This window comes from Cupriavidus sp. CuC1 (assembly GCF_044627735.1).
GTDB classification, from domain to species: Bacteria; Pseudomonadota; Gammaproteobacteria; order Burkholderiales; family Burkholderiaceae; genus Cupriavidus; species Cupriavidus ulmosensis.
In genome coordinates this window covers 1-10,821 of sequence record NZ_JBIUHC010000239.1, presented here as the reverse complement: position 1 = coordinate 10,821, position 10,821 = coordinate 1, and the positions used below count along the sequence as shown (strand labels likewise).

The following is a 10,821-nucleotide window of genomic DNA, read 5'->3' as shown; positions in this document are numbered from 1 at the left end:
CGCAGCGCGAGACAAACACTGTCGTTTCACCTCGATTAGCCCGGGATGTCGGCCCTCAAATAGCGCGGGACGTAACACTAGGAACCACTTGAAGCGAAGCCCAGTGGTAAGCCCGTAGCCGGGATCGCGCCCACGCCAAGAGGGGCCGCGCGCGATCCCGAACATGACTTCAGCGAGCCACTACCGTCGCGCCCGCCTCCGGCGCCTTGACCCGGAACCAGGCCGCATACAGCGCCGGCAGGAACAGCAGCGTCAATGCCGTCGCGATCACCAGCCCGCCCATGATGGCGACCGCCATCGGGCCCCAGAACACGGAGCGCGACAGCGGGATCATGGCCAGCACGGCTGCTGCCGCGGTCAGGATGATGGGGCGGCAGCGGCGCACGGCGGATTCGACGATGGCATTCCACACCGGCTCGCCGGCGCGGATGTCCTGCTCGATCTGGTCGACCAGGATCACCGAATTGCGGATGATCATGCCGAGCAGCGCGGTGATGCCGAGCTGCGCGACGAAGCCCATCGGCGCGTTGAGCAGCAGCAGCGTGGCGGCGGCGCCGATCAGGCCGAGCGGCCCGGTCAGGAACACCATCAGCGAGCGCGAGAAGCTGTGCAGCTGCAGCATCAGCAGCGTGAAGATCAGGAAGATGCATAGCGGCAGCTGCGCGGCGATCGACGCGCCGGCCTTGCCGCTTTCTTCTTCCGCGCCGGCTACCGTGATGCGGTAGCCCGCCGGCAGCTTCGCGCGCAGCTGGTCCAGCTTGGGATTGATCTGCGCCGTCACGGTGGGGCCCTGGATGCCTTCGAGCACATCGGCCTGCACGGTCACGCCAAAGTCGCGGTTCTCGCGCCAGATCACACCGGGCTCGGAGCGAAAGGCGATGCGCGCCACCTGGGTCAGCGGTACCACGCGGCCGTTGGCGGTGGGTACCTGCACGTTCTGCAGGTCGGACATGGCGTCGCGCTCGTTGCGCGGCGCGCGCATCAGGATATCGATCAGCTTGTCGCCGTCGCGGTATTGCCCCACCGCCACGCCGGTCAGCACGGTCTGCGTCACCCGCGCGATGGCGGTGGTGCTGACGCCGAGCGCGCGCGCCTTGTCCTGGTCGATGTCCAGGCGCAGCACCTTGACGTTCTCGTTCCAGTTGTCGTTGACCCCCACGGTGTTGGGGTTGGTGCTCATCACCGCCCTGACCTCATCGGCCAGCTTGCGCACGCCGGCGGCATCCGGCCCGATCACCCGGAACTGCACCGGATAGGGCACGGGCGGGCCGTTCGGCAGCAGCTTGACGCGCCCGCGCAGTTGCGGGAAATCGCGCGCCAGCAGGTCCACCACGCGTTGGCGCACGCGCTCGCGCAGCGCCACTTCGGCCGGCAACACGATCACCTGCGCCACATTGGTCTGCGGGAAGATCTGGTCCAGCGGCAGGTAGAAGCGCGGCGCGCCGCTGCCAACGAAGGTGGTCAGGCTGGCAATCTCGCGGTCCCCGCGCAGCGCGGCCTCGAAGCGCTTGGCCTCGGCCTCGGTCTGCGCGAAGCTGGTGCCCTCGGGCAGCCACAGCTCTACCATCAGCTCCGGCCGGCTCGAGTCCGGGAAGAACTGCTTCTCGACGAACTTGAAGGCATAGAGGCCAAGGGCGAAGGCCACCAGCGTGATGGCGATCACCGTCTTGCGCCAGGTCACGCACCAGTGCACCAGGCGGCGAAAACGATTGTAGAACGGCGTGTCGAACACCTCGTGCTGCTCGCCATCGCCGGCGGGCCGCGCCTTGAGCAGCAGGTAGCCCAGGTAGGGCGTGAAGTAGACCGCGGCCAGCCACGACAGCACCAGCGCCATCGCGGTCACCGCGAAGATGGCGAAGGTGTACTCGCCCACGGTGGAGCGCGCCAGCCCCACCGGCAGGAAGCCGGCGGCGGTGATCAGCGTGCCGGTCAGCATCGGCATGGCGGTGGAGCTGTAGGCGAAGGTGGCGGCTTCCATCTTGGAGAAGCCCTCCTCCAGCTTGCGCACCATCATCTCCACCGCGATGATGGCGTCGTCGACCAGCAGTCCCAGCGCCACGATCAGCGCCCCGAGCGATATCTTGTGCAGGCCGATGCCGAAGATGTTCATGAACAGGAACGTGACGGCGAGCACCAGCGGAATGGTCAGCGCCACCACCAGGCCCGGGCGCACGTCGATGCGCAGCGGCTTGGTATGCAACCCGAGCGAGATAAAGCTCACGCCCAGCACGATCACCACGGCCTCGATCAGCACGTGCACGAACTCGCCCACCGACCGCTCCACGGCCTCGGGCTGGTTTTGCACCTGGTCCAGCTCGATGCCGACGGGCAGCTGCCCGCGCAAGCCGTCCGTCGCGGCGCGCAGGTTCTTGCCCATGGCGATGATGTCGCCGCCGCGCTCCATCGAGATGCCCAGCCCGATCACTTCCTTGCCCTGGAAGCGCATCTTGCTGGCCGGCGGATCGACATAGCCGCGGTACACATGGGCGATATCGCCCAGGCGGATATTGGCAATGCCGTTGGGGCCGCGCAGCACCAGGTTTTCCAGGTCGGCCACGTTGGCGAACTGACCCGACAAGCGCACCTGCAGGTTGTCGCCCGGCGTCACCAGCACGCCGCTGGCGGTCATGCTGTTTTGCTGCGAGATCTGGTCGGCGATCGCGTTGATGTCCAGCCCGAGCTGGGCAAAGCGCGCCTGGTTGAATTCGATGTAGACCTTCTCGTCCTGCAGCCCGATCAGCGCCACCTTGGCCACCGAGGGCACGCGCAGCAGCTGCTGGCGCACCAGGTCGGCGTACTCGCGCAGCTCCTTGTAGTTGAAGCCGTCGGCCGAGAGCGCGTAGATGGAGCCGTACACGTCGCCGAACTCGTCATTGAAGAACGGCCCGCGCACGCCCGGCGGCAGCGTCTGCGCGATGTCGCCAACCTTCTTGCGCACGGTGTACCAGATCTGCGCGGTGTCCTTGGCCGGCGCGGTGTCCTTGAGCTGGAAGATCACCGTGGTCTCGCCGGGCTTGGAGAAGCTGCGGATCTTGTCGGCGTAGGGCACTTCCTGCAGCTGGCGCTCGATCTTGTCGGTAACCTGCACCGCGATCTGCTCGGCGGTGGCGCCGGGCCAGAACGCCTGCACCACCATCACGCGGAAGGTAAAGGGCGGGTCTTCGTCCTGCCCGAGCTGGAAGAAGGCAAAGAGCCCGCCCAGCAACAGCACCACCAGCAGGTAACGGGTCAGCGGCTGGTGCTCCAGGGCCCAGCGGGAAAGGTTGAAACGGGAATGATCCATGCCGGCGCCTTAGTTGCGCACGGCCGGCGTGGGCGCCACGGCCTGCAGTGGCTTGACCTTTTGCCCGGGCTTGAGCAGGTGCACGCCCGCGGTGACGATGGTCTGGCCGGCCGACAGCCCCTGCCTGACCTGGATCTCGTTGCCCTGGAGCTCGCCCAGGGTAACGTTGACTGGCTGCACGGTGCCGGCTGCCGCGTCGTACACCCAGACCTGGTTGATGCCCTGCTTTTGCAGCAGCGCGGAGAGCGGCACCCGCAGCGCGGTATCGTCGCCGGTGCGGGTGAAGGTGACCACGGCGGTCATGCCGAACTTGAAGTCGGCCGGCGGATTGGGCACGCTGATGCGCGCCGCGTAGGTGCGCGTCACCGGGTCGGCCATCGGCGAGATCTCGCGCACGCGGCCCGGCAGCAGCCGGCCGGGCTCGGCCCAGGTGCGTATGGTCACGTCGGAGATGCCGCGCAGGCGCTCGACCTGGTCCTCCGGCAGGCCAACCGCGACCTCCTTCTCGGCGGTCTGCGCCACCCGCACGACCGACTGGCCGGCGGCGACGACCTGGCCGACTTCCGCTTCGATCAGGGTCACCACGCCATCGGCGTCGGCGTTCAGCACGCCGTAGCCGGTCTGGTTGGCCTGGTTGCGCAGCCCCGCCTCGGCCTGGCGCAGGCGGGAGACGGCGGAGTCAAAGGTGGCCTGGCGGCGTTGCTGCTCGGCCGCGCTGATGAATTTCTTGGCGAACAGCTCGTTGTAGCGCTTGAGATCGGCCTCGGCGAGGTCGCGGTCAGTCTTGGCCGCGTCGTACTGCGCCCGCGAGCCGGCTTCCGCCAGGCCGAGGTCCGTGGGATCGAGCCGGGCGAGCGGCTGGCCCTTGCGCACGGTGGCGCCCACGTCGACCAGGCGCGCGGCGATCTTGCCGCCCACGCGAAAGCCCAGCCGCGACTCGATCCGGGGCCGGACATCGCCCGAGAACTCGAATTCCGTCTTGCCTGCGCCCGGCTGCAACTGCATCAGGCGCACCGGGCGGATCTCTGGCGCCTTCTCTGCCTGCCGGCTGCACCCCGCCAGCCCCATCACCACCCCGGCGAGCACCAGCAGGACCACCAACGCGCCGCGAGCGCGCATGCGCAAGCCGGCCGCGAACGCGTTCGCGCCGCAAAGCGTGGAAAAAGGCACTTCGATGGCCGCAACTTCCGGCCCGGGATAAGGCACTGGCATGAGTTAAGCGTTAGATCGGTGGAACTGTTGCACTGCAGGCACTGCGCGAAGCGGCGGCAGATTAATAACTCGCCGGTCAGTAATGTAACGGGGTGGAGCCGAAGGCGTCAAACGGCGCGCGCAGGGGAGTGCCGGAAACGTACTTTTCAAACGTGCTGCCCACCCCGTGCCCCAGGTCAGTCGCAGGAATCGGGCCGGGTGCGGCCAAATGCCGCAGCGCTGGATATCCGCGCGGGCCGAAGCGCGCGGCGGCGCACTCGCCCAGGGCAGTTGCCGCCGGGAGCGCGATGCTACAATCCGGCGCGTCGCCCGCGCTGCCTTGCCTCTCGCCGTGGAATGCCTTGACGACTGGAAATCGCGGCTCTTGGCGCAGGACCCTGGCTTGCGCCATCTCGTCAGGCCGACCGCCCCGCGCCGGTCAGGTTGCCGCGGCGACAGCGCAGGCAAACGCCCCCAATACCCCCCAATTCACCGACCCGAGACCGGCGTGACGCCCGATCAGTATTGCCAAGAAAAAGCCGCGCAGAGCGGCTCCAGCTTCTATTACAGCTTCCTGTTCCTGGCGCCCGAGCGGCGACGGGCCATTACCGCCCTCTATGCCTGGTGCAGGGAGGTCGACGATGTCGTGGACGACACCCAGGACGCCAGCGTGGCCTATCAGAAGCTGGCCTGGTGGCGCAATGAGCTCGCCCAGATGTTCAACGGTGCGCCAACCCACCCCGTGACCAAGGCGCTCCAGCCGCACGCGCAAGCCTATGGGCTGACCCAGTCGATGTTCAATGAAGTGCTCGAAGGCATGGAGATGGACCTCAACCAGTCGCGCTACCTGGATGACATCGCGCTCACGCGCTATTGCCATTGCGTGGCCGGCGTGGTCGGCACCATGAGCGCCCGCATCCTTGGCCACACGGATCCGCGCACGCTCGAGTACGCCGAAAAGATGGGCTTGTCGCTGCAAATGGTCAATATCCTGCGCGATGTGGGCGAGGATGCCCGGCGCGGCCGGATCTACCTGCCGGTGAACACGCTGCAGCGCTTTCAGGTGCCGGTTTCCGAGATCAACCAGGCCACGCATTCCGATCGCTTCGTCGCGCTCATGCGCTACCAGGCCGAGCAAGCCCGCACGCTGTACCGCGAGGCGCTGGCGCTGCTGCCCCGGACCGAGCGCCGCGCCCAGCGCGCTGGCCTGGTCATGGGCGCGATCTACCAGACGCTGCTCGATGAGCTGGAGGCCAGTGAGTTCCAGGTGCTGAACCAGCGCATCTCGCTCACGCCCATGCGCAAGCTGTGGATCGCGTGGAAAACGTGGATGCGCAACCGCTGAGCGCCACCTCCGCGCTTTTCGCCTAGCTCGCATTGCTGCATTAACCGCATTAACGGCATTAGCCGCCTTATTATTACTCGCCTGAGCTGCCATGACCCAATCTGCCGTCCCCCTCCTCCCGCTTGGCCAGACCATTCTCGACCAGGCCGCAGCGCTGGCCCGCTTCTCGGATATGGAAGGCGGCCTGACCTGCGCCTACCTGACCCCGGCCCACCGCGCAGCGTCGGCCCAGCTGGTGGCATGGATGGAGGCGGCGGGCATGCAGGTCCGCATCGACGCCATCGGCAACGTGATCGGCCGCTATGCCGCCGATCCGGCCGTGGGCGATGCTGCGCGCGTGCTGATGACGGGATCGCACTTCGACACCGTGCGCAACGGCGGGCGCTATGACGGCCGGCTTGGCATCCTGCTGCCCGTCGCGGTGGTTGGGGCGCTCAACGCGGCCGGCATCCGCCTGCCCTATCACTTCGAGGTGGTGGGCTTTGCCGAGGAAGAAGGCCTGCGCTTCAAGACCAGTTTCCTGGCCAGCAGCGTGCTGGCCGGCCGCTTCGACCCCGCCCTGCTGGATCGTGCCGACACCGACGGCGTGACCCTGCGCGAGGCGCTGGCCGCCTCCGGCCTGCCGGGCGCGGGCGGCATCGACGCACTGCGGGCCGCGGCGGTGGACCCCGCGACCCTGCATGGCTTTGTCGAAGTGCATATCGAGCAAGGCCCGGTCCTGCTGCACCACGGCCTGGCGCTCGGCGTGGTCACGCAGATTGCCGGCAGCAGCCGCTTCCAGGTCCGCGTAGAGGGCCTGGCCAGCCACGCCGGCACCACACCCATGACCATGCGCAAGGACGCCGCGGCGGCCGCCGCGGAGATGGTGCTGCTGGTGGAGCAGCGCTGCGCTCAGGTGCCGACGCTGGTCGGCACGGTGGGCCAGCTGCAGGTGCCCAACGGATCGAGCAACGTCATTCCCGCCGAGTGCGTGTTCTCGATGGACATCCGTGCTGGTGAAGACAGCATCCGCGAGGCCGCCATCGCCGACATCGTGGCCGGCATCCAGGCGATCGCCGAGCGTCGCGGCCTCAGTGCCGGCGTGGAACGGGTGACGCCGGTCAACAACGCGCCGTGCGCGCGCTGGCTGATGGACCAGTTCGGCGCGGTGCTCAGGAAGCGCGGGCTGGAAGCCTTCGAGCTGCCCTCGGGTGCTGGCCACGACGCCATGATGATGCAGCGCATTACCGACGTGGCCATGCTGTTCGTGCGCTGCGGCAACGGCGGCATCAGCCACAACCCGCTGGAGACCATGACGGCCGACGACGCCCAGCTCGCGGCCGAGGTCTTCGTCGACTTCCTGCGACATTTCCAGCCACGCGCCTGACCCCCGCCGCGGCGCGCTTGCGGTCCCAGCCCAAATCGTATTGGATGTAGGCACACCAATCACAAGATCGAAAGATCACAGCGGAGACACTGCATGGCGCACCGCGAACTGATCTGTCCGGCGTGGCCGGCGGCCATGCCAACGACATGGTGGTGGACCAGCAGGGCCGCGCCTATGTGGGTAATTTCGGTTTCGACCTGATGGCCGGCGCCCCGATGCGCACCGCCAGCCTGGCAAGGGTCGACCCGGACGGCTCGGTCACCGTGGTGGCAGACGGCCTGTTCTTCCCCAATGGTTCGGTCATCACGCCGGACGGCAAGTCCCTGGTGGTGGGCGAGACCCTGGGCAACCGCATCTCGGCCTTCGACCTGCACGCGGATGGCTCCCTCGGCCCGCGCCGCGACTGGGCCCTCTTTGGCAGCCAGCCAGCCGGGTCGGAACTCGGCGAGGTGCTGGGCGGCGCGAAGGTGGCGGCTGACGGGTGCGCTCAAGATGCGCAAGAGGCGCTCTGGGTTGCCGACGCCATCGGCAACCGCGTGTTGCGGGTGATGCCGGGTGGGCGCATTGATGAAGAGATTGCCTGCGGGACGGGCATCTTCGCCGCCGCCCTGGGAGGCCCGCGCGGCACCACGCTGTTCCTGGCCGCCGCGCCGAACTTCGACGAGGCCGAGCGCCGCGCTTCGCGCCTGGGCCATATCCTGATGATGGAAGTCGAAGTCCCGCACGCCGGCCTGCCATGAGGCGGAAGTAGGACGGACGCCGATATCCCGGATGCCGCGCGCCGTGGCATGCTGCACGCATGCGCGCGTGCCTGAGGCCTAGCCGCCCTGGTACATCTCCCGCCCGAGTTCGTACAGGTTCTGGCGCAGCTTGCGCCGCTCGTCGGGCGAAAGCTTGTCGTTCGGGAACGCGTGGGGCAGGCGGTCGTTCATGTCACGCTCGGCGCGGTACTTTCCGGCGCGCGCTCGCGCCTCGTCCTGGCTGTAGCGCTCGCGCTCGTTGCGCGGGGTGGCGTCGCGGGTTGCTGGCTTGCCAGCGCCCGGGAGCAAATGCGCCATGCCGGGCGATTGCGGGTACCCCGCACTAGCGGCAAGCAACAGCGCGACAGTCGCGCCGGCACGGGAAAAGGTATGCCCGGCTCGCTTGCGGGTGACTTTCATTGATAATGGCGGTTTGGGCTTCGGAAACGGTGGTTACAGGACCGCCGGAAGCCGGACATCCAGTAGCCCCGCCTCGCCACGTCATGGCAGTGAACTACACGGCGGACACCCACGAAAACCCCGTGGGACTGGCTACGGAAACGGTATGCGGCAGTTTAAACGCAGGGTGGATGCGCGCCTTCATACCTCGGGGTAAAGTATGTAACCTTTTGTTAAGCCATTTTGACCGAAAGCGTTTGTCGCTAAGATACCGCCATGGAAAATACCAGTCACAAGATTCTCGTCGTGGACGACGACCCCCGTCTGCGCGACCTGCTGCGCCGTTACCTTGGCGAACAGGGCTTCACCGTACTGGTAGCAGAAAATGCCACCGCGATGAACAAGCTCTGGTTGCGCGAGCGTTTCGACCTGCTAGTGCTCGACCTGATGATGCCCGGTGAAGACGGCCTGTCGATCTGCCGCCGCCTGCGCGGCGCCAACGACCAGACGCCCATCATCATGCTCACCGCCAAGGGCGAGGACGTCGATCGCATCGTCGGCCTCGAAATGGGCGCCGACGACTACCTGCCGAAGCCCTTCAACCCGCGCGAGCTGATCGCACGGATCCACGCCGTGCTGCGGCGCAAGGGCCCCGCCGAAGTCCCCGGCGCGCCTTCGGAAACCCCGGAAAACTTCGCCTTTGGCGACTTCGTGCTGAACCTCGCTACCCGCACGCTGACCAAAAATGATGAAGAGATCACCCTGACCACCGGCGAATTCTCGGTGCTCAAGGTCTTCGCCCGGCATCCGCGCCAGCCGCTGTCGCGCGAAAAGCTCATGGAAATGGCGCGCGGCCGCGAGTACGAGGTATTCGACCGCAGCCTGGACGTGCAGATCTCGCGCCTGCGCAAGCTGATCGAACCTGATCCGGGCAACCCGCGTTTCATCCAGACGGTCTGGGGCCTCGGCTACGTCTTCATCCCCGATGGCGTGAAGTAAGGCGCCGCGCATCGTGGCGACTGTCTTCAGCCGCACGGCTACGCGCCTGTTCGGTTCGCTGTTCTGGCGAACCTTCATGCTGATCGCCCTCTTGCTGGCGATCTCGCTGGGTATCTGGTTCCAGAGTTATCGGCTCTTCGAACGCGCGCCGCGCGCCCAGCAGATCGCCATGCAGGTGGTCAGCGTGGTCAAGCTCACGCGCGCCGCCCTGCTCTATTCCGATCCCGCGCGGCGGCGTTTCCTGCTGCTCGACCTGGTGCAGAACGAGGGCATCAAGGTCTACCCGCGCGAGAAAGACGACGATTTCTCCGTGCCCACCACGAACCCCTTCCTGACCCAGCTGGTGCAGCAGGAGATTCGCGGCCGGCTCGGCGAAGGGACCGTCATCGCCACCACCGTGAACGATATTCCCGGCGTATGGGTGAGTTTCGAGATCGAGGGCGACGATTACTGGGTGGCGATCAGCCCCGAACGGTTCGAGCGCGTGCCCGGCATCCAGTGGCTTTGGTGGAGCATCGCCGCCCTATTGCTGTCGATCATCGGCGCAGCCTTTATCACGTCGCTGGTCAACCACCCGCTCAAGCGGCTGGCCAACGCGGCACGCGCCATCGGCGGCGGCGGCGACCCGCCCACCCTGCCCGAGCACGGCGCCAGCGAAGTGGCGCAGGCCAACCACAGCTTCAACCAGATGGTGCGCGACCTGCGCCAGCTCGACGACGATCGCGTCGTCATGCTGGCCGGCATCTCGCACGACCTGCGCACGCCGCTCACGCGGCTGCGGCTGGAAACCGAGATGTCACCCGTGGATAACACCACGCGTGAAGCCATGATCGCCGACATCGAACAGATGGACGCCATCATCGGCCAGTTCCTCAACTACGCCCGCCCCGCGCTGGAAACGGTCGAACCGCTCGACCTCTCCGCGCTGGTGCAAGACGCCGTCGGCGTCTATGGCGCGCACGACGATGTCCGCGTGCACGTACGCGCCGGCGACCCCGTGATGGCCGTCGCCAACCGCATGGAAGTCCAGCGCATCCTCGACAACCTCGTTGAAAACGCCCGGCGCTATGCCAAGGATGAAGACAACGGCGTGGCCGTGGTCGAAATCAGCACCCGGATCGAAGACAAGGAAGCCGTGCTGACCGTTGCCGACCATGGCAGCGGCGTTCCGGAAGCGCAACTCCCGTTGCTGACAAGGCCCTTCTACCGGCTCGATGACGCGCGTAGCGAGGCCAAGGGGGCCGGGCTGGGGATGTCGATTGTTAATCGGATCTTGCAGCGCAATGGGGGGAGATTGATGTTAGCGAATCGGCCGCCGCCGGCAACCGGGTTGGTGGTTAGCGCGTTTTTCAGGCGGGCGTAGATCGATATGTTGGGTGCGACTGCGACTACAACTGCAACTGCGACTACAACTGCAACTGCAACTGCTTAACGTCAAAGTCAAAGGCAGTTTCACCTCCCCTGCGGGGAGGCGACCTACTTTCTTGTCTCGCCAAGA

At 66.8% G+C, this 10,821-nt stretch carries 8 protein-coding genes; 5 read left to right on the top strand and 3 right to left on the bottom strand.

Translation table 11 applies throughout. The features are described 5' to 3' along the window. Positions 1–169 precede the first annotated feature (169 nt). Together ACGLHR_RS48335 and ACGLHR_RS48330 are read right to left on the bottom strand one after the other, a co-directional pair. Positions 170–3,283 (bottom strand): efflux RND transporter permease subunit, encoded by a 3,114-nt coding sequence (locus tag ACGLHR_RS48335; RefSeq protein WP_400102835.1) that lies wholly within the window; start codon positions 3,281–3,283, stop codon positions 170–172. 9 nt (positions 3,284–3,292) lie between these two features. Further along, positions 3,293–4,495 (bottom strand): efflux RND transporter periplasmic adaptor subunit, encoded by a 1,203-nt coding sequence (locus ACGLHR_RS48330; RefSeq protein ID WP_400102834.1) that lies wholly within the window; start codon positions 4,493–4,495, stop codon positions 3,293–3,295. 487 nt (positions 4,496–4,982) lie between these two features. Between ACGLHR_RS48330 and hpnD the strand changes: the two genes are divergently transcribed. The 3 genes from hpnD (at position 4,983) to ACGLHR_RS48315 (ending at position 7,925) form a co-directional block, all read left to right on the top strand. Beyond that, complete coding sequence (gene hpnD, locus ACGLHR_RS48325; protein ID WP_318233822.1) at positions 4,983–5,819, top strand: presqualene diphosphate synthase HpnD; 837 nt, start codon at positions 4,983–4,985, stop codon at positions 5,817–5,819. Positions 5,820–5,910: 91 nt separating this feature from the next. Continuing rightward, complete coding sequence (locus ACGLHR_RS48320; RefSeq protein WP_400102833.1) at positions 5,911–7,185, top strand: Zn-dependent hydrolase; 1,275 nt, start codon at positions 5,911–5,913, stop codon at positions 7,183–7,185. A 122-nt stretch (positions 7,186–7,307) separates the two neighbouring features. Further along, positions 7,308–7,925: an SMP-30/gluconolactonase/LRE family protein gene (locus ACGLHR_RS48315; protein ID WP_400102832.1), complete on the top strand. Its 618-nt coding sequence runs from the start codon at positions 7,308–7,310 to the stop codon at positions 7,923–7,925. 78 nt (positions 7,926–8,003) lie between these two features. Here ACGLHR_RS48315 and ACGLHR_RS48310 read toward each other — a convergent pair whose 3' ends face one another. Next, a complete protein-coding gene (locus tag ACGLHR_RS48310) occupies positions 8,004–8,345 on the bottom strand; it encodes a hypothetical protein (protein WP_400102831.1) in 342 nt (113 codons plus the stop codon). Positions 8,346–8,600: 255 nt separating this feature from the next. Here ACGLHR_RS48310 and ompR point away from each other — a divergent pair, with 255 nt between their 5' ends. Then, on the top strand, positions 8,601–9,323 hold the full coding sequence (gene ompR / locus ACGLHR_RS48305; RefSeq protein WP_006155909.1) for a two-component system response regulator OmpR: 723 nt from the start codon (positions 8,601–8,603) through the stop codon (positions 9,321–9,323). Between the two features lie 13 nt (positions 9,324–9,336). Next, on the top strand, positions 9,337–10,686 hold the full coding sequence (locus tag ACGLHR_RS48300) for an ATP-binding protein (protein WP_318233818.1): 1,350 nt from the start codon (positions 9,337–9,339) through the stop codon (positions 10,684–10,686). Positions 10,687–10,821: the final 135 nt, after the last annotated feature.

What these genes read in the sequence shown, in the direction of transcription:
- ACGLHR_RS48310 (WP_400102831.1), bottom strand. Translation starts at nt 8,345, where the DNA reads ATGAAAGTCACCCGCAAGCGAGCCGGGCATACCTTTTCCCGTGCCGGC.
- ompR (WP_006155909.1), top strand. Translation starts at nt 8,601, where the DNA reads ATGGAAAATACCAGTCACAAGATTCTCGTCGTGGACGACGACCCCCGT.
- ACGLHR_RS48335 (WP_400102835.1), bottom strand. Translation starts at nt 3,283, where the DNA reads ATGGATCATTCCCGTTTCAACCTTTCCCGCTGGGCCCTGGAGCACCAG.
- ACGLHR_RS48330 (WP_400102834.1), bottom strand. Translation starts at nt 4,495, where the DNA reads ATGCCAGTGCCTTATCCCGGGCCGGAAGTTGCGGCCATCGAAGTGCCT.
- ACGLHR_RS48320 (WP_400102833.1), top strand. Translation starts at nt 5,911, where the DNA reads ATGACCCAATCTGCCGTCCCCCTCCTCCCGCTTGGCCAGACCATTCTC.